The sequence below is a fragment of the Pseudomonas sp. Hp2 genome, from assembly GCF_006386585.1.
Taxonomy (GTDB): domain Bacteria; phylum Pseudomonadota; class Gammaproteobacteria; order Xanthomonadales; family Xanthomonadaceae; genus Pseudomonas_S; species Pseudomonas_S boreopolis.
The window spans coordinates 110,440-128,525 of record NZ_VAHJ01000008.1; the positions used below are offsets into that span (position 1 = coordinate 110,440).

Annotated in this window: 15 protein-coding genes; 9 read left to right on the forward strand and 6 right to left on the reverse strand. The window is 70.2% G+C overall.

The window, feature by feature from the left end; translation table 11 throughout:
• Positions 1-115 precede the first annotated feature (115 nt).
• Positions 116-2,287 carry an ATP-dependent DNA helicase gene (gene uvrD / locus FD678_RS18780; RefSeq protein ID WP_441346748.1) on the forward strand — a complete coding sequence of 724 codons (2,172 nt, stop codon included), beginning with the start codon at positions 116-118 and terminating at the stop codon, positions 2,285-2,287.
• 75 nt (positions 2,288-2,362) lie between these two features.
• A complete protein-coding gene (locus tag FD678_RS18785) occupies positions 2,363-2,809 on the forward strand; it encodes a universal stress protein (protein WP_140727557.1) in 447 nt (148 codons plus the stop codon).
• Positions 2,810-3,029: 220 nt separating this feature from the next.
• On the opposite strand, the gene FD678_RS18790 is transcribed toward FD678_RS18785, so the two are convergent.
• Positions 3,030-3,317, reverse strand: coding sequence for a DUF2782 domain-containing protein (locus tag FD678_RS18790; RefSeq protein ID WP_140727559.1), 288 nt, complete (start codon positions 3,315-3,317; stop codon positions 3,030-3,032).
• A gap of 82 nt (positions 3,318-3,399) precedes the next feature.
• Between FD678_RS18790 and polA the strand changes: the two genes are divergently transcribed.
• The 7 genes from polA to FD678_RS18825 all read left to right on the forward strand — a co-directional run bounded on the left by polA (position 3,400) and on the right by FD678_RS18825 (position 11,866).
• A complete protein-coding gene (polA, locus tag FD678_RS18795; protein WP_140727562.1) occupies positions 3,400-6,180 on the forward strand; it encodes a DNA polymerase I in 2,781 nt (926 codons plus the stop codon).
• A 703-nt stretch (positions 6,181-6,883) separates the two neighbouring features.
• On the forward strand, positions 6,884-7,573 hold the full coding sequence (locus FD678_RS18800; protein WP_140727564.1) for a response regulator: 690 nt from the start codon (positions 6,884-6,886) through the stop codon (positions 7,571-7,573).
• Complete coding sequence (locus FD678_RS18805) at positions 7,563-8,981, forward strand: sensor histidine kinase (RefSeq protein WP_140727566.1); 1,419 nt, start codon at positions 7,563-7,565, stop codon at positions 8,979-8,981. Before FD678_RS18800 ends, FD678_RS18805 begins: the two co-directional genes overlap by 11 nt.
• 81 nt (positions 8,982-9,062) lie before the next feature.
• The gene (locus tag FD678_RS18810) at positions 9,063-9,926 is read left to right on the forward strand and encodes an alpha/beta hydrolase (protein ID WP_140727730.1); all 864 of its coding nucleotides are present in this window, start codon (positions 9,063-9,065) and stop codon (positions 9,924-9,926) included.
• Positions 9,923-10,288: a hypothetical protein gene (locus FD678_RS18815; RefSeq protein ID WP_140727568.1), complete on the forward strand. Its 366-nt coding sequence runs from the start codon at positions 9,923-9,925 to the stop codon at positions 10,286-10,288. The genes FD678_RS18810 and FD678_RS18815 overlap by 4 nt, the downstream gene beginning before the upstream one ends.
• Positions 10,285-10,686 (forward strand): DMT family transporter, encoded by a 402-nt coding sequence (locus FD678_RS18820; protein ID WP_140727570.1) that lies wholly within the window; start codon positions 10,285-10,287, stop codon positions 10,684-10,686. Before FD678_RS18815 ends, FD678_RS18820 begins: the two co-directional genes overlap by 4 nt.
• Entirely contained in the window at positions 10,673-11,866 is a 1,194-nt protein-coding gene (locus FD678_RS18825) for a DegT/DnrJ/EryC1/StrS family aminotransferase (RefSeq protein WP_140727572.1), read from the forward strand. The genes FD678_RS18820 and FD678_RS18825 overlap by 14 nt, the downstream gene beginning before the upstream one ends.
• 739 nt (positions 11,867-12,605) lie before the next feature.
• Here FD678_RS18825 and FD678_RS18830 read toward each other — a convergent pair.
• The 5 genes from FD678_RS18830 to hemF all read right to left on the reverse strand — a co-directional run bounded on the left by FD678_RS18830 (position 12,606) and on the right by hemF (position 17,968).
• Positions 12,606-13,472, reverse strand: coding sequence for an arginase family protein (locus FD678_RS18830; RefSeq protein WP_140727574.1), 867 nt, complete (start codon positions 13,470-13,472; stop codon positions 12,606-12,608).
• Positions 13,469-14,533, reverse strand: a complete 1,065-nt coding sequence (locus FD678_RS18835; RefSeq protein ID WP_140727576.1) for a peptidogalycan biosysnthesis protein — start codon at positions 14,531-14,533, stop codon at positions 13,469-13,471. The genes FD678_RS18830 and FD678_RS18835 overlap by 4 nt, the downstream gene beginning before the upstream one ends.
• A gap of 20 nt (positions 14,534-14,553) precedes the next feature.
• Positions 14,554-15,957 (reverse strand): aspartate aminotransferase family protein, encoded by a 1,404-nt coding sequence (locus FD678_RS18840; RefSeq protein WP_140727578.1) that lies wholly within the window; start codon positions 15,955-15,957, stop codon positions 14,554-14,556.
• A 33-nt stretch (positions 15,958-15,990) separates the two neighbouring features.
• Complete coding sequence (locus FD678_RS18845) at positions 15,991-16,713, reverse strand: HAD-IB family phosphatase (RefSeq protein ID WP_218569851.1); 723 nt, start codon at positions 16,711-16,713, stop codon at positions 15,991-15,993.
• Between the two features lie 355 nt (positions 16,714-17,068).
• Positions 17,069-17,968 (reverse strand): oxygen-dependent coproporphyrinogen oxidase, encoded by a 900-nt coding sequence (gene hemF / locus FD678_RS18850; protein WP_140727580.1) that lies wholly within the window; start codon positions 17,966-17,968, stop codon positions 17,069-17,071.
• Positions 17,969-18,086 lie beyond the last annotated feature (118 nt).

Sequence of the window (18,086 nt, forward strand, 5' to 3'; positions counted from 1 at the left end):
TAAAGCCCCGTCGGTGCTGAAGTCCCTCCCACAACACCCGCTCCTGAGTTGGCTTGCCGCTCCGCCGGGTCCCGGGTCCCGCTTCGCGTAAAATGCGCGGGTGGATGTCTCTCATTTGCTCGATCACCTGAACCCCGCCCAGCGCGAGGCCGTTTCCGCTCCTCCCGGGCACTATCTGGTGCTGGCGGGCGCCGGATCCGGCAAGACGCGCGTGCTCACGCATCGCATCGCCTGGCTGAACGAAGTCCACGGCGTGCCCACGCACGGCATCCTGGCGGTGACCTTCACCAACAAGGCCGCCGGCGAGATGCGCCAGCGCACCGACCTGCAGTTGCGGCAGGGCAGCCGCGGCATGTGGATCGGCACGTTCCACGGCCTGGCCCATCGGCTGCTGCGGCTGCACTGGCAGGACGCGAAGCTGCCGGAAGGCTTCCAGGTCATGGACAGCGACGACCAGCTGCGGTTGGTCAAGCGTACGGTGCAGGCGCTGGAGCTGGACGAGTCGCGCTACCCGCCCAAGCAGGCTATGTGGTGGATCAACGCGCAGAAGGACGAGGGCCGCCGGCCGGAGCACATCCAGCCGGAGGCGCGCGACGACTGGACCGAGGCCCAGCGCCGCATCTACGCCGCCTACCAGGAACGCTGCGACCGCGCCGGCCTGGTCGATTTCGCCGAACTGCTGCTGCGCGCGCACGAGCTGCTGCGCGACAACCCGGCGCTGCTGGCGCATTACCGCGCGCGCTTCCGCGAGATCCTGGTGGACGAGTTCCAGGACACCAACGCGATCCAGTACGCGTTCGTGCGCGTGCTCGCCGGCGATTCCGGCCACGTGTTCGTGGTCGGCGACGACGACCAGGCGATCTACGGCTGGCGCGGCGCCAAGGTCGAGAACGTGCAGCGCTTCCTCAAGGATTTCGCCGGCGCGCAGGTGATCCGGCTTGAGCAGAACTACCGTTCCAGCGCCAACATCCTCGGCGCCGCCAACGCGGTGATCGCGCACAACCCGGACCGCATCGGCAAGCAGCTGTGGACCGAGTCGGGCGAGGGCGAGCCGATCGACCTGTATGCGGCCTACAACGAGGTCGACGAGGCCCGCTACGTGGTCGAGCGCGCGCGCCAGTGGGTGCGCGACGGCGGCAGCTACGGCGAGCTCGCGGTGCTCTACCGCAGCAACGCGCAGTCGCGCGCGTTCGAAGAGGCGCTGCTGTCCGAACAGATCCCGTACCGCGTCTACGGCGGCATGCGCTTCTTCGAGCGCGCCGAGATCAAGGATGCGCTGGCCTACCTGCGCCTGCTGGCCAACCGCAGCGACGATGCGGCGTTCGAGCGCGCCGTGAACACCCCGGCGCGCGGCATCGGCGAGCGCACCCTGGACGAAGTGCGGCGGCTGGCGCGTGCGCAGCAGCTGTCGCTGTGGGAGGCGGCGATGGCCTGCACCCAGTCGTCCGGACTGGCCGCGCGCGCGCGCAACGCGCTGGCCGGTTTCCTCAACCTGGTCCAGCAGCTCGGCGCGGAAAGCGCGCAGATGCACCTGTCCGAGCGCATCGACCACGTGCTGGCGCGCTCCGGCCTGCGCGAGCACTGGTCGAAGGAGAGCCGCGGCGGGCTGGATTCGGAATCGCGCACCGAGAACCTGGACGAACTGGTCTCGGTGGCCTCGCGCTTCGTGCTGCCCGAGGGCGACGAGGAGGTCCAGGGCATGACCGAGCTGGTCGCGTTCCTGTCCTACGCCTCGCTGGAGGCGGGCGAGGGCCAGGCCCAGGCCGGCGAGGAAGGCGTGCAGCTGATGACGCTGCACTCGGCCAAGGGCCTGGAGTTCCCGCTGGTGTTCCTGGTCGGGCTGGAGGACGGGCTGTTCCCGAGCGCGCGTTCGCTGGAGGAGAGCGGCCGGCTCGAGGAGGAGCGCCGGCTGGCCTATGTCGGCATCACCCGCGCCCGCCAGAAGCTGGTGCTCAGCTATGCCGAGTCGCGCCGCATCCACGGCCAGGACAACTACAACGTGCCCTCGCGCTTCCTGCGCGAGATCCCGCGCGAGCTGCTGCACGAGGTGCGCCCGAAGGTGCAGGTCTCGCGCCAGGCCTCGCTGGGCGCGGTGCGCGGGCCGGTGCACGGCGTGGTCGAAGCCGCGCCGATCAAGCTCGGCGCCAACGTGGTGCATGCCAAGTTCGGCAACGGCGTGGTCACCGACTACGAGGGCAGCGGCGCGCACGCCCGCGTGCAGGTGCAGTTCGACGAGCACGGCGCCAAGTGGCTGGTGATGGCCTACGCCAACCTGACGGTGGTTTGATCGGGATCAACGCTGCCTTTAGGCAGGGTGTGCGATGGTAGGTCGCCGTCATCGACGGCGTAACCGGAGATCGACATGTACAAGCGCATCCTGATCGCCATCGACGGCTCCGAACTGGCCAACCGCGGTCTGCAGCAGGGCCTGACCCTGGCCAAGGATACCGGCGCGGCGGTCGACCTCGTCACCGTGTCCGAGCCCTGGGCCATGGGCATGTACGACGCGATGGGCTGGAGCGTCGGCTACGAGGCCAGCCCCGAGTACAGGAAGGAGCGCGAGGAAGGCGCGCAGGCCATCCTCAAGCCGGCGCTGGAGGCCGCCGGCGCGGCCGGGGTGTCAGCGACCCCGCACCATGTGCTGGACCGCTATGCCGCCGAAGGCATCCTGCAGACCGCCAAGGACTGCGGCAGCGACCTGATCGTGATGACCTCGCACGGCCGCCGCGGCATGAGCCGGGTGCTGCTGGGCAGCCAGACCATCGAGGTGCTGACCGGCAGCACGGTGCCGGTGCTGGTGGTGAGGTGACCGGAGCCGGGCCCGGGACGGCCTGGGCCCGGGTCTGGGGCGGGACCAGCGGCAACCCGGCTTCGGATCGGACGCTGTTGTGGTCGGACGCTGTTGTGGGAGGGACTTCAGTCCCGACGGGGCTTTTGCCGGCCGACGGTCGGTGCCGGAGTCCCCTCCCGCGAAAATCTGAAAAGCATCGGGGCGCCTGGCAGCCGGACCGGATGCTTTCCCGGATCCCTCACCAGCTGTACAGCTTCCAATACACCGGCGAAACGCCCTCGCGGTCGTTGTCGAAGCGGCCGTCGCCGTCCTTGTCGTACAGGTAATAGGGCGCCCCGCGCACCGGGGTGATCTTGACCATGCGCAGCTGGCCGGCCACGCGGTACTCGTCGATCTTGTCGCCGTTGTCCATGGTCTTGCTGGAAATGTCGGCGTCGCGCAGGTCCAGCGGCGCGCCGTCGGACCCGAGGGTCGCGCAGCCGGCCAGCAACAGGAGGGGCGCCAGTAGCAGGCTCGCTCGTTTCATCGTCGGGACTCCATGCGGGGTACCCGCGATTATGCGCGCTGTCGCCGCGGCCGTGCGCGGGGCGGCCGCGTAGAATGGCGCGATGAGCAGATTAGTCCTGATCGACGGGTCCAGTTACCTGTACCGCGCGTTCCACGCGCTGCCGCCGCTGAGCAACGCCCAGGGCGAGCCCACCGGCGCGCTGTTCGGCGTGGTCAACATGCTGCGCGCGACGTTGAAGGAAAGGCCCGACTACGTCGCCTTCGTGGTCGACGCCCCGGGCAAGACCTTCCGCGACGAGCTCTACCCCGAATACAAGGCGCAGCGGCCGCCGATGCCGGACGACCTGCGCGCGCAGGTGCAGCCGATGTGCGAGATCGTGCACGCGCTCGGCATCGACATCCTGCGCGTGGACGGGGTGGAGGCCGACGACGTGATCGGCACGCTGGCGCTGGCCGGCGCGGCCGACGGCATCGCGGTGACCATCTCCACCGGCGACAAGGACTTCGCCCAGCTGGTGCGGCCCGGCATCGAACTGGTGAACACGATGAGCGGCAGCCGGATGGACTCGGACGCGGCGGTGTTCGGCAAGTTCGGGGTGAACCCCGGCCAGATCGTCGACCTGCTGGCGCTGATGGGCGACGCGGTGGACAACGTGCCGGGCGTGGAGAAGTGCGGGCCCAAGACCGCGGCCAAGTGGCTGGGCGAATACGGCTCGCTCGACGCGATCGTCGCCAACGCGGACAAGATCAAGGGCAAGATCGGCGACAACCTGCGCGCGGCGCTGCCGCGGCTGCCGCTCAACCGCGAGCTGGTGACGATCAAGACCGACGTGGCGCTGGACAAGCGCCCGCAGGACCTGGTGCTGCGCGAGCGCGACACCGAGGCGCTGCGCGGGCTGTACCAGCGCTACGGGTTCACCCAGGCGCTGAAGGAGCTGGACGGCGGCGCCGCGGCGCCGGCGGTCGGCGAGACCGAGCCCGGGCGCGCGCGCGGCACCGGCTTCGTCGCCGCGCCGGTGCCGGCCACCGCGGCCGACCTCGACCCGGCGCTGTCCGCGCCCGGCGAGTACGAGACGATCCTGTCCGCCGCGCAGCTGCAGGCCTGGATCGCGCGCCTGCGCGAGGCCGGCCAGTTCGCCTTCGACACCGAGACCGACAGCCTCGACGCGATGCAGGCCAACCTGGTCGGCCTGAGCTTCGCCGCCGAACCGGGCAAGGCGGCCTACCTGCCGCTGGGCCACGACTATCCCGGCGCGCCGGCCCAGCTGGACCGCGCGCAGGCGCTGGACCTGCTGCGCCCGCTGCTGGAGGACGCCTCGGTGCGCAAGCTCGGCCAGCACGGCAAGTACGACCTGCACGTGATGCGCCGCCACGGCATCGCCCTGGCCGGCTATGCCGACGACACCTTGCTGGAGAGCTTCGTGCTCAATTCCGGCAGCGCCCGCCACGACATGGACAGCCTGGCCAAGCGCTACCTCGGCTACGAGACGGTCAAGTACGAGGACGTGGCCGGCAAGGGCGCCAAGCAGATCCCGTTCTCGCACGTCGGCCTGGACGAGGCGACCCGCTACGCCGCCGAGGATGCCGACATCACCCTGCGCCTGCACCGCGTGCTGGCGCCCAAGCTGGCGGCCGAGCCGGGCCTGGAGTCGGTCTACCGCGGGATCGAGATGCCGCTGGTGGCGGTGCTGGAGCGGATCGAGGCCAACGGCGTGCAGGTCGACGCCGAGGAGCTGCGCCGGCAGAGCGCGGACCTGTCGCGGCGGATGCTGGCCGCACAGCAGAAGGCCACCGAGCTGGCCGGGCGCGCGTTCAACCTGGATTCGCCCAAGCAGTTGCAGGCGCTGCTGTTCGACGAACTGAAGCTGCCGGCGGTGGTGAAGACGCCCAAGGGCCAGCCGTCCACCAACGAGGAGGCGCTGGAGGCGATCGCCGACCAGCACGAGCTGCCGCGGGTGATCCTGGAATACCGTGGCCTGGCCAAGCTGCGCAGCACCTACACCGACAAGCTGCCGGAGATGATCCATCCGCAGACCGGGCGCGTGCACACCAGCTACCACCAGGCCGGCGCGGCCACCGGGCGGCTGTCCTCGTCCGACCCCAACCTGCAGAACATCCCGATCCGCACCGACGACGGCCGCCGCATCCGCCGCGCCTTCGTCGCCCCGCCGGGACGCAAGCTGGTCGCCTGCGACTACTCGCAGATCGAGCTGCGGATCATGGCGCACCTGTCCGGCGACCCGGGCCTGGTCGCCGCGTTCGAGTCCGGCGCCGACGTGCACCGCGCCACCGCGGCGGAGGTGTTCGGGCGCAGGATCGACGAGGTCACCGCGAACGAGCGCCGCGCCGCCAAGGCGATCAACTTCGGCCTGATGTACGGGATGAGCGCGTTCGGCCTGGCGCGCCAGCTCGGCATCGGCCGCGGCGAGGCGCAGGACTACATCGCGCTGTACTTCAGCCGTTTCTCGGGCGTGCGCGACTTCATGGAGAACACCCGCCAGCAGGCGCGCGAGAAGGGCTACGTGGAGACCGTGTTCGGGCGCCGCCTGTACCTGGACTACATCGCCAGCGGCAACCAGGCGCAACGGGCCGGCGCCGAGCGCGCCGCGATCAACGCGCCGATGCAGGGCACGGCGGCGGACATCATCAAGCGCGCGATGGTGGCGGTGGACGGCTGGCTGGCCGGGCAGCGCAACGAGTCCGGTGAAAGCCCCGCGCTGATGATCCTGCAGGTGCACGACGAACTGGTGTTCGAGGTCGAGGAGGCCTTCGTCGAGGAGTTGCGCCGCAACGTGGTCGAGCGGATGGCCGGCGCGGCGCGGTTGCGGGTGCCGCTGGTGGTCGATGCGGGCGTGGGCGACAACTGGGACGAGGCGCATTAAGGCGCGGCGAGCCCTGTCCCCGGCGGCGGGGACGGGCGCTTCGCTCGTTGTGGGCGGGATTCCGGTACAGGTCGGTCTTGCCGGGCGGTGAGTTGGCTTTTGTTTCCGTTTTCAGAAACAAAAGTTTCCGGAGAAATGGCTTTCGCCCTTATTGGCGAACCACTTTTTCCTTGCCCGTGCAAAAGCGCCGAAGCGAGATGCCAGCAAGCAGTGGGCCGGCGCCATGCAAGCGATCGGCGCAGCGGCGTCGGAATGAATCCGTCCTTAATCCGACGATTTCTTAACCGGAATCTTCACGATCCATCAATGTGCGGAGTGGTGTTATAGCCCTCGACAGGCGCAATGCCTGTCTGTAGATCTCCTCCCATCCCCTGGAGCAGATCTCGGAACGGAACTCCTCCCCAAGTTCCCGTTCCCTGGCCCCGCCGACCTCCCCCTGGTCCGCGGGGCTTTTTATTGTCCGCGCGAAATGTTTCACCAAGGTAAATACGTGCCGGCGGCGTCGCCTGTCGAATGCCACGCATGCGGCGCCGGGATAAACCGGTGCCGAATGGGGGATCGCCGCGCGGCATGTGCAGGCATCCGCTTTCGCCCAGACTGTGCCGCACCCGTTACATCGCCCGATTCCCATGCGCCCATCGGTCCCGCCCCGTTCTCCCGCACGGCCGTATTGCGGCCGCTCGCCGCATCCGGAGCCCTTGCCATGCGCGTACTGATCGCCGAGGACGAGCCGTCGATCGCCGACGCGGTGGTGACCGCGCTGCGCCAGCAGGGGCATGCGGTGGACCATGTCGACGACGGCGGCCACGCCGATGCCGCGTTGCGCAGCACGGACTACCAGTTGCTGGTGCTGGACCTGGGCCTGCTCGGCGAGATGGACGGCGTGCGCGTGCTGGAACGGCTGCGCCGGCGCGGGAACCACACCCCGGTGCTGGTGATCACCGCGCGCGAAGGACTGGACGAGCGCGTGCAGGTGCTCGATCTCGGTGCCGACGACTACCTGGTCAAGCCGTTCGCATTGAAGGAATTCGAGGCGCGGGTGCGCTCGGTGCTGCGCCGTGCGATCAGCCAGGGCGCGCCTGAGCTGCGGCTGGGCCGGCTGCGCCTGGACCTGACCGGCCACCGCGCCTGGGTGGGCGAGGACGCGCTGGAGCTGACCGCGCGCGAGTTCGGGCTGCTCGATGCGCTGGCGGTGCGCGCCGGGCGGGTCACCAGCCGGGCGCAGCTGGTGGAGACGCTGTGCGGATGGGACGAGGAGATCAGCGACAACGGCCTGGACATCGCCATGCACCGCCTGCGCCGCAAGCTGCACGGCAGCGGCGTGGGCATCCGGACCATCCGCGGGCTCGGCTATCTGCTGCAGGAGTGCCAGGATGGCGGCGATGAGCCTTGAGCGCGCGGTGGCGCGGCCGAGCCTGCGCCGGCGCCTGCTGCTGTTCCTGGCGGTGCCGATGCTGATCCTGCTGGCATTGGACGCGGCGGTGACCTACCGGATGGCGCTCGGCTACGCCAATCGCGCGCACGACAAGAACCTGACCGACGACCTCAGCGCGCTGGCCGCGATGCTGCGCAACAGCCCGGGCGAGCGGGTGCTGTCGGCGCAGGCGCAGTTCCTGCTCCGCTACGATCCCGACGGCCCCAACTACTTTTCCGTGTCCAGCCGCCGGCATGGCCTGATCTACGGCGATACCGGGTTGCACCGGGTCCACCAGCCGGCGCCCGGGACCGGGCCGCTGCTGTACGACATCGACGACGGCGTGCGGCGGTTGCGCGCCGCCTCGATCGGCGTGCCCTCGCCCTACGAGGCCGGCGACGTGCTGACCGTGACCGTGGCCGAGACCCTGATCGACCGCCAGCGCAGCGCCCGCGACATCCTGCAGCTGACCCTGCCGGTGCAGGCGGTGCTGATCGCGGCGGTGATGTGGCTGGTGTGGTTCGGGGTCAGGCACGGCCTGGGCGTGCTCGATCCGCTGACCCGGCGCCTGGCCGAGCGCGAGCAGGCGCTGGCGCCGGTCACCGGCCCGGACGTACCGCTGGAGATCCTGCCGCTGACCCAGACCCTGGATGCGCTGTTCGCGCGCGTGCGCGGCACGCTGGCGCTGCACGAGCGCTTCATCACCGACGCCGCGCACCAGCTGCGCACGCCGCTGGCCGGCCTGCAGTTGCATGCCGAGCGCGCGATGGGCGCCGACCCGGAGCAGCTGCGGGATTCGCTGGCGCATATCCGCCGGCTGACCGGGCGCACGGCGCGCGCCGCCAGCCAGTTGCTGGCGCTGAGCCGGGTGCAGTCGCCGCACCGCGACGCCGACGCCCAGTCGCCGGTCGCGCTGCACCGGCTGGTGCCGCAGGCGGTGGCGGCGCGGGTGCCGGAAGCGCTGGCGGCGGACGTCGACCTGGGCTACCAGGCCGAAGGCGGGGAGCCGCAGGCGCTGGTGGTGCCCGGCGATGCCTCGGACCTGCAGGAACTGCTCGACAACCTGATCGACAACGCGCTGCGCTATGCCGGGCCCGGCCACAGCGTCACCGTCGGGCTGGCCGCGGCCGGCGCGCAGGCGGTGCTCAGCGTCGAGGACGACGGCCCGGGCGTGCCCGATGCGCTGCTGGCGCGTCTGGGCGAGCGCTTCTTCCGCGCACCGGGCGCGGGCGGCGACGGTTCCGGCCTGGGGCTGGCGATCGTGCAGGGCATCGCCAGCCGGCACCACGCCACGGTCGAGTTCCTGCGGGGAACGCAAGGCGGCTTGCGGGTGGAGATCCGTTTCCCGTTGCCGCGCGATCCGTCCGCAAACCGATACGTCGCCTGAACGCACGCGCCCGGACGCGTCGCCGAAAGCTTCGGGAAAACCTCGACGGGGATGCTGGCCGCCTTCCAGGAGGTGCCCGACGTGATCCGTTCCAGCGAATTCTTCTTCCCAGGCGGCCGCCACGGCGTGCTGCTCGTCCACGGCCTGACCGGCACCCCGGCGGAGATGCGCCGGGTCGGCATGGGCCTGAACCGCGCCGGCTTCACCGTGCACGGCGTGCAACTGGCCGGCCACTGCGGCGACATGGAGGACCTGCTCGCCACCGGCTGGCGCGACTGGTATGCCAGCGTCGACAACGCCGCCGGGGCGCTGGCCGGCACGGTCGACCGGATGTTCGTCGCCGGGCTGTCGATGGGCGCGTTGCTGGCGCTGCTGCTGGCGAGCGAGCGGCCGCAGTGGGTGGCGGGCGTCGGGGTCTATGGCGCCACCTTCCGCTACGACGGCTGGAACATCCCGTGGACGCGCCACCTCTCGTTCCTGCTGCCGTGGTTCAAGCGCTTCGGCATCGGCCGCCACCGCATGTTCATGGAGGAGCCGCCGTACGGGCTGCGCGACGAGCGCCTGCGCGCGCAGATCGGCGCGGCGATGCAGGGCGAGGACAGCAGCGTCGCCGGCCTGCCCGGCAATCCCTGGCACGCGCTGGCCGAGCTGTACGCGCTGTCGACGCGGGTGCGGCGCGCGCTGCCCCGGGTGACCGCGCCGTGCCTGGTGGCGCATGCGGCCGAGGACGACGTGGCCAGCCTGCGCAACGCCGAGTGGGTGCTGGACGGCGTGTCCGGGCCGACCGAGTTCCTGCTGATGGAGGACAGCTACCACATGCTGACCCTGGACCGGCAGCGGCGCCTGTTGACCGACCGCACCGCCCACTTCTTCCGGCGCATCGCCGGGGAAGGCCATGGAACCCAGGCGCAGGACCTGCCGCTGCCGGTCGCGGTGCCGACGTGAGCCTGCTCGCGGCGACGCTGTGGCTGCTGACCGTGGTGGTCGATACCGCCGGGCAACTGGCGTTCAAGACCGCGGCGGTGGAAGGCATCGCGGCCGGCGGCGACGTGGTGGCGCGCTGGCGCCATCGCCTGGCGCGGCCCTGGCTGTGGGTCGGCGTGGCCAGCTACGTGGTCGAGTTCCTGGCCTGGATCGCGTTCCTGTCGCTGGTGCCGTTGTCGGAAGGGGTGCTGCTCGGCTCGGTCAACATCCTGGCGCTGATGCTGGCCGGGCGGGTGTTCTTCGGCGAGCGGCTGACGCCGTTGCGGCTGGCCGGGATGAGCCTGATCGGCCTGGGCGTGATGGTCGTGGGAGTGGGCGGATGAGAAAGCTGTACCTGATCGGGTTCCCGCTGCTGATGGCGTTCGACACGCTGGCGCAGCTGTGCTTCAAGCTGGCCGGCGCGCATGCGCTGCCGCTGGAGTTCGGCGTCACGTGGCTGGAGCGGTTGTTCGGGCAGCCCTACATCTACGGCTCGCTGCTGGGCTACGTCGGCGCGTTCTTCACCTGGATGACGCTGCTGGAACGCGCGCCGATCGGCCCGGCCTTCGCCGCCTCGCACCTGGAGGTGGTGACGGTACTGGTGCTGTCGGCCTGGCTGCTGGGCGAACCGGTGACCGGCGTGCACCTGCTCGGTGCCGGCCTGATCCTGGCCGGCGTGGCCTGCCTGGCGCGCGCCGAATCGCAGCGCATCGACGCGGCGATGGCCGATGCCGCGATCTGAGCTGCCGCCGACCGCCGGCCTGCCGCTGCATCTCGGCGACCTGTGGCCGCGCCGCGGCGATGTGTTGGAGGCACGGCTGCAGGCGCTGTTCGGATTACCGGAGCCGCTGCTGACCTGCTCGGGCACGGTCGCCCTGCTGCTGTCGTTGCGGGTGCTGCGGCGCCTCGCGCCCGGGCGCGACGAGGTGGTGGTGCCGGCCTACACCTGCCCGCTGGTGGCATTGGCGGTGCATGCGGCGGGCCTGAAGTTGCGCCTGTGCGACCTGCGCGCGGGCCACTTCGAATTCGATCCGGACGCCCTGCGCGTCGCCTGCGGGGCACGCACGCTGGCGGTGGTGCCGACCCATCTCGGTGGCCGCATCGCCGACGTGGCGGCGGCGTGCGCGGTGGCGCATGGCTGCGGCGCGTGGGTGATCGAGGATGCGGCGCAGGCGCTGGGCGCCCGGGTCGGCGACCGCAGCGTGGGGCTGCATGGCGACATCGGCTTCTTCAGCCTGGCGGCGGGCAAGGGCCTGTCGCTGTACGAAGGCGGCGTGCTGGTCAGTACCGACCCGAACCTGCGCGCGCTGCTGGCGCGCGAGCTGGCGCGGGTGCCGGCGCGACCGCTCTGGGAGCTGCGGCGCAGCGCCGAGCTGCTCGGGTTGGCGTTGCTGTACCGACCGCTCGCGCTGGCGCTGGCCTACGGCATGCCGCTGCGGCGCGCGCTGCGCGAAGGCGACCCGGTGCGCGCGGTCGGCGACCTGTTCGGTCCGGACATCCCCGTGCACCGGGTCGGCCGCTGGCGGCGCGCGGTCGGTGCCAATGCGGTGCCGCGGTTGCCGGGATTCCTGGACGCTGCGCGCGAGCGGGCGCTGGCCTGGCGCGAGGAACTGGCGGCGTTGCCGGGCGTGACGGTCTACGGCGATCGTGACGGGGAACGCGGTACGTGGCCGGTGCTGTGGTTGCGGCTGCCGGACCGGACGCGGCGGGACGCGGCGCTGCGCAGGTTGTGGACGGCGGGGCTGGGAGTGAGCCGGATGTTCGTCCATGCGTTGCCGGACTACGCATACCTGGGCGATCGCGTGGTGCCGGCGGAGGTGCCGCAGGCGCGGGCGTTGGCGGATTGCACGCTTACGGTGGGCAATGGGGTTTGGTTGGATGCGCGTGCGCGGGGAAAGGTGGTTGAGGGGTTGGCGGGCTGACCCACGCCGTCTCACTGTTCCCCGGAATTCCCCACTACCGTCATTCCCGCGAAAGCGGGAGGCGCTTTTCAGCAGCCGAACGGCTGATCATCTATGGATGTTGCTTTGGGGGCCTTTGGCGAGAAAGGCAAAAGCTTTCGCCTTTGGCGAGTCACTTTTCTTTGCTTGTGCACGCGCGCCGCAGGAGCGGCACCGCACGGCGAAGCCGGCCCGAAGGGCGCGGCACAAGGAGGTGCCGCGTAAAGAAAGGTAACCCAAAGAAGCGCTTCACAGCAGCCGAACGGCTGATCAAGCACACCCCGCCTGCGCGCCCGCAGCTTTGCTGCGGGTCCACGGAGCCGGCGGGATTTTCGGACGCGGCATCCTGCCGCGGCCGAAAACGACGCACTCGTCCGCTACGCGGACGAGTCCGGGGCATTCGCCGCGCGGCGAATGCCCGCCCGCCGGGGCGAAGCAGTGCTTCGCCTTTTCCGGCGAGCCCCTGTGCGCCGCCCTTCGGGTTTTCCCACCGTCTCCGCCGCTACGGAGGGGCCCCGGTAAGTCAAAGGCGAGGAGCTGAAGCAAAGTCACGAGCAACAGCAACAGCAACAGCAATAGCAACAGCTGCAATTGCAGCCGTAGCCGTAGCCGCAATCATCACGCTCGCACGCATCTCCCCATCGTCGTCCCCGCGAAGGCGGGGACCCAGTGTCTTTGAGGCTTTCCAGGGGAAACCATCAATGTGCGGCGCGAATAGCGCCTACCGATCTCCGATCGCGCGCAGCAGTTCCAGGTTGAGTGCGTGTTGTCCGGCTTGCCAGGCGGGGAGGGTCTCCGGGTCGGGGGGCGTTTGCCCGTCCAGCGAGGAGAGCAGGCGCTTGAACAGGCTGCGGTAGCGGTGGTGCGATATCTCGCCGGTGATGTCGCTGCCGACGATCGGTCCGGCCAGGGCGGCGATCAGCGCTTGTGCGTCGGCGAGCCGGAAGCGGCCCTGGTCCCAGTTGGTGCGGGCCACGTCCTCGGCGAATACGTCCTTGTCGATCGACAGGTAGATGGGCAAGCGGGCGTCGCGGCGGGCGGCGAAGGCCGTCAGCAGGCTGGGGACGTCGTCGAAGTTGTGGACCGCACCGGCGCAGCCGAGCGGGCGCGCCCAGCGCGTGTCGACGCCCAGGCACCAGTAGTGCAGCCGTCCCGCGCGCAGCGGGGCGAGGTGCTGTTCCCAGCAATGCGCGGTGCCGGCGTCCGGCGAGCAGATGCCGACCACGTGGACCTGCGCGACCCGCGCCAGCGCGGCGGCGTGGCGTACCCACGAGCCGCAATGGATGCCGAACGGGTAGCGCATGTTGTCCGGATGGTTGTCGAGCACGATCACCTGCAGCGGACGGTCGCTGCGCTCGGCGGCGAGCCGCACCAGGGGCCAGCTCAGGTGGTGGAAGTCGCCGCTGCCCAGGAACACGGTGCCGTGCCCGCGTTCCAGCGCCGGCCGGACCTGCCCGACGAAGCGGTGCAGGGTCGCATGGCCGCAGCCGAAGCGGACCGCTTCCTGCCAGTGCCGCAGCGGCAGCACCCGCGCCTCGGGAACTGCACCGGTGGACGCGTCCAGGTCGAGGATCAGCGGCGCGTTCATCCCATCGCCTCGGCCTGCGGCATGTCGCCGGCCTCGTGCTCGAAGCGATGGGCATTGCGGCGCAACAGCAGGCGCAGCAGCGGATTGCGCGCGTAGACCGCGTGCCGGGTCGGGCTGAGGCGCGCGCCGAGGTAGCGCTTGATCTCCGGGTCGGTCCAGCCGGCCACGTAATGGCTGAGCCCCTGGCCGCGCGCGTATTCCAGGTTGTGCATCCAGCTCACGGCATAGAGGTTGTGCTCGCGCGCCTGCGGGTAGGCGAAGCCGACGTACTTGTCCACCAGCATCCCGGCGTGCTCGTAGCACAGGTTCCAGCCGACCAGTGCCTCGCCGTGGTAGTAGGCGAACACGCGGCCGCCGCTGCCGCCGTCGCGCAGCAGTTCGGCCAGGAACTCCGGGCCGAGCAGGTCGAAGTGGATCTGGCTCTGCGCGTAGACGTTGAGGTACAGCGCGTAGTAGCGCTGGCACAGCGCCGGATCGTCGAAGCAGGCCGCGCCGGTGGGCTGGCACTCCACGCGCAGCCGGGCGCGCGCGCGCAGCTTGCGGCGGATGTCGCGGCGGCGCCCGGACGACAGTTGCGCCAGGTATTCGTCCTCGCCGGCGAAGTCGATCGGCACCCAGGCCAGCGACATGCCCTGCATCAGCACGAAGCCGCGCTCGGCCAGCGCCTGCGCGAACGCCTCGGCGCGCTGGTTGCCGTGCACGTCCAGCAATGGCGATTCCCACGGCAGGTCCTTGACGATCAGCAGCGGCGCGCGCCGTGCCTGCGCCAGCGTCTCGTCGGCCAGCGCCTCGACGTGGCCTGCCAGCGGCAGCGGCGCGTACTCGGTGACGGTGCAGCCGATGAAGCAGGCGTTCCACTCCAGCCAGCGCCGCCACCAGCGGTAGCCGGGCAACGCGGCCACGCGCGCGCGCAGCGCGTCGTCGGCCGTGGTCAGCAGGTCCAGCCGGGCGCAGAACAGCGGCAGGCCGCTGTCCAGGCGCTCGGCCCTGAAGCCCTGCGGCGGATGCGCGAGGAAGCTGCTCAGCAGCGCCTCCGGCTCGAGCTGGGTGCAGTAGCGCATGGCGCGGCCCGGAACCCGCGTCAGCCGGCCTTGGCCTTGGTCAGCAGCTGGTCCAGCAGCGCGATCGCCAGGTCGATCTCCTCATGGGTGATGTCCAGCGACGGAGCCAGCGTGATCACGTTCTTGTACCAGCCGCCGACGTCGAGCACGAGGCCGATCTTCTTGCCGCCGTGGGTGAGGTCACCGGCCAGGCCGATGTCGACCATGCGGTCGAGCAGCGCCTTGTTGGGCGTGTAGCCGTCGGCCTCGCAGATCTCCGCGCGCAGTGCCAGGCCGAGGCCATCGACGTCGCCGATCTCCGGATGGCGCTTCTGCAAGTCCTTCAGACCCTCCAGGAAGTGAGCGCTCTTCAGCGGCACGGTGCGCTCGTAATCCATCTCGTAGCCCATCCGGATCACTTCCAGGCCGAGCGAGGTGCCGAGCGGATTGGAGTTGAAGGTGGAGTGGGTCGAGCCCGGCGGGAACACGGTCGGGTTGATCAGTTCCTCGCGCGCCCACAGGCCGGACAGCGGGTTGAGGCCGTTGGTGAGCGCCTTGCCGAACACCAGCACGTCCGGGGTCACGCCGAAGTGCTCGATCGACCACAGCTTGCCGGTACGCCAGAAGCCCATCTGGATCTCGTCGACCACCATCAGGATGTTGTACTTGTCGAGCACCTTCTTCAGGTCGCGGAAGAAGTTCGGCGGCGGCACCACGTAGCCGCCGGTGCCCTGGATCGGCTCGACGTAGAACGCGGCGTACTCGGCCTGGCCGACCTTGGGATCCCATACGCCGTTGTATTCGGTCTCGAACAGGCGCGCGAACTGGTTCACGCAATGATCGGAATATTCTTCAGGCGTCATGCCCTTCGGGCGCCGGAACGGGTACGGGAACGGGATGAACATCGCGCGCTCGCCGAAATGGCCGAAACGGCGGCGGTAGCGGTAGCTGGAGGTGATCGACGAGGCGCCGAGTGTGCGCCCGTGGTAGCCGCCCTCGAAGGCGAACATCAGGCTCTTGCCGTTGCGCGCGTTGCGCACCAGCTTCAGCGAATCCTCGATCGCCTGCGCGCCGCCGACGTTGAAGTGCACGCGCCCTTCCACGCCGAACTTGCGCTCCACGTCCTGCGCGATCGTCTTGGCGAGCTGGATGCGGGTCGGGTGCAGGTACTGGCTGGCGACCTGCGGCAGCGTGTCGATCTGGCGCTTCAGCGCGTCGTTGAGGCGCGGGTTGGAGTAGCCGAAGTTGCACGCCGAGTACCACATCTGCAGGTCGAGGAACGGCACCCCGGCGCTGTCGAACATGTAGCTGCCTTCGCAGCGGCGGAAGACCTTGGGCGGGTCGACGTAGTGCACGGTGTCGCCGAAGGAGCTGTAGCGCGCCTCGTCGGCCAGTAGCTGGGCATCGTCGTCGAGCGTCAGGGCAGGAGTGTGCAGCAGGTTCATGGGTCGCGTATCCGGAAGGTGGATGAGGCCGGCTCAGGCCGGCAGCGGAGCAAGGGCAAGCGCAGGCAGCGGTGCGGGATCGGTGAGGCGGCCGTCGAGCAGGCGCGGCAGCAGCGCGAGCGCGTCCTGGAAGTCGTCGATCGGGCTGTGCGCGATGCCGCGCAGGCGGCAGTGATCGATCAGCTTGCGCTTGGCGAACACGTAGTCGGCGCGCCCGGCGGCGCAGAAGTCGGAAGTGCCGTCGCCGATCAGCAGTACGCGGCTGTGCGCGTGCGGGCGATGCTGGCGGACCTGCGCGCACTTGCAGGTGCCGGCGGTGCAGCCGGGCGCCTGGTAGGGTGAGTCCAGGCGCCAGCGGCGCGGTCGTTCGGCACGGCTCAGCCGATTGGCGACGGTGGGCAGGTGCCGGAGGCCATGACGGGCGAGCAGGACCTGGATCGGCTGGTCCAGGCCGTCGCTGACGACCTGCAGCGGCAGGCCGCGCGCGGCGACGGCGGCGGCGAAGCGCGGGAAATACGGGTCGATCGCGAGGCCGTCCAGGTGCCGTTCGAACTGCTCGGGGCCCATGTCGAGCAGGGCGACCTGGCCTTGCATGCAGGCGGCCGATCCGATGCGGCCGGCCTGCCAGTCCGCCTCCAGCGCTTCCCAGCCGGGCAGGCCGAAGCGGTCGAGCAGAGTGTCGATCACGTCCTGGAGGCCGATGGTCCCGTCGAAGTCGCACAGGACGCTCCAGGACAAGGGGGGTTGGGGTGACATGGGACTCACGGAGTCGTGCAAGGTGGACGCCACCGTAGGCGGGCGACCTTTCGGGCTCCTTTCCGGGATTTCCCGGTCCCGGATGTCTTCAGGCAGCGTTGGCCGGCGTGACCGGATCGAGCCGGCGAGGCCCGGCGGATGCAGGCCGGTACCGGGGTTGCCTTGTGCTTTCCGTGAAAGGGACTGCGGCCGCGACGGGCCTTGTCTGCCTTCTGTCGGGACGCCGGCACCTGTTGTGGGAGGGACTTCAGTCCCGGCGGGCGTTATCGACCCTCTGTCGGGACTGAAGTCCCTCCCACAAAGAAACGGATCCCTTTATGGAATCAACCGACGAAACCGCCGGCGATCGAAGCCCTCAACCCAGCCAGTCGCGCGGCACCAGGTAGTCGGCTAAGCGCGCTTCGGCGCTGCCCGGCTCGGGTTGGAAGCCGTACTCCCAGCGCACGCGCGGCGGCAGGCTCATCAGGATGCTCTCGGCGCGCCCGCCGCTCTGCAGGCCGAACAGCGTGCCGCGGTCGTAGACCAGGTTGAACTCGACGTAGCGCCCGCGCCGGTACAGCTGGAACTCGCGCTCGCGCTCGCCGTACGGCATGTCCTTGCGGCGCTCGACGATCGGCAGGTAGGCGTCGAGGAAGCCGTCGCCGACCGCGCGCAGGTAGGCGAAGTCGCGCTCGAAGTCGCCATGCAGGTCGTCGAAGAACAGGCCGCCGACGCCGCGCGTCTCGTTGCGGTGGCGCAGGAAGAAGTACTCGTCGCACCAGCGCTTGTGCGCGGCGTAGCGCTCCTCGCCGAACGGCGCGCACAACGCCTGCGCGGTGCGGTGCCAGTGCAGCACGTCCTCGTCGAACGGGTAGAACGGGGTCAGGTCGAAGCCGCCGCCGAACCAGGCCGCCACCGGTTCGCCGTCGCGCTCGGCACGGAAGTAGCGCACGTTGGCGTGGGTGGTCGGCAGGTAGGGATTGCGCGGGTGGAACACTAGCGAGACGCCGCAGGCGCGCCAGCTGGCGCCGGCCAGCTCGGGGCGGTGCGCGCTCGCCGAGGGCGGCAGGCGCGTGCCGGCGACGTCGGAGAAGCCGATCCCGGCCTGCTCGAACACCGCCCCCTCGCGCAGCACGCGGGTACGGCCGCCGCCGCCTTCCGCGCGTTGCCACAGGTCCTCGGCGAAGCGGGCCCGGCCGTCGGCGGCCTCGACGGCGGCGCAGATGCGGTCCTGCAGGTTGGTGAGGTAGTCGCGTACGCGCTCGAATTCGTTCATGCCGGTGATTCTAAGCGGCGGGTGTTACTTGCAGGAGCGGCCTTCGTGGGAGCGGCTTCAGCCGCGATGGGGTTTTCATGCAGATCCCCCTGCAACAGCCTGCACATCCCTGTGCAGG

Coding starts and splice junctions, on each gene's coding strand:
- FD678_RS18790 (WP_140727559.1), bottom strand. CDS start 3,317: ATGAAACGAGCGAGCCTGCTACTGGCGCCCCTCCTGTTGCTGGCCGGC.
- FD678_RS18835 (WP_140727576.1), bottom strand. CDS start 14,533: ATGCGCTACTGCACCCAGCTCGAGCCGGAGGCGCTGCTGAGCAGCTTC.
- FD678_RS18805 (WP_140727566.1), top strand. CDS start 7,563: ATGAGCCTTGAGCGCGCGGTGGCGCGGCCGAGCCTGCGCCGGCGCCTG.
- FD678_RS18830 (WP_140727574.1), bottom strand. CDS start 13,472: ATGAACGCGCCGCTGATCCTCGACCTGGACGCGTCCACCGGTGCAGTT.
- FD678_RS18800 (WP_140727564.1), top strand. CDS start 6,884: ATGCGCGTACTGATCGCCGAGGACGAGCCGTCGATCGCCGACGCGGTG.
- FD678_RS18820 (WP_140727570.1), top strand. CDS start 10,285: ATGAGAAAGCTGTACCTGATCGGGTTCCCGCTGCTGATGGCGTTCGAC.
- FD678_RS18840 (WP_140727578.1), bottom strand. CDS start 15,957: ATGAACCTGCTGCACACTCCTGCCCTGACGCTCGACGACGATGCCCAG.
- FD678_RS18825 (WP_140727572.1), top strand. CDS start 10,673: ATGCCGCGATCTGAGCTGCCGCCGACCGCCGGCCTGCCGCTGCATCTC.
- polA (WP_140727562.1), top strand. CDS start 3,400: ATGAGCAGATTAGTCCTGATCGACGGGTCCAGTTACCTGTACCGCGCG.
- hemF (WP_140727580.1), bottom strand. CDS start 17,968: ATGAACGAATTCGAGCGCGTACGCGACTACCTCACCAACCTGCAGGAC.
- FD678_RS18845 (WP_218569851.1), bottom strand. CDS start 16,713: ATGTCACCCCAACCCCCCTTGTCCTGGAGCGTCCTGTGCGACTTCGAC.
- FD678_RS18785 (WP_140727557.1), top strand. CDS start 2,363: ATGTACAAGCGCATCCTGATCGCCATCGACGGCTCCGAACTGGCCAAC.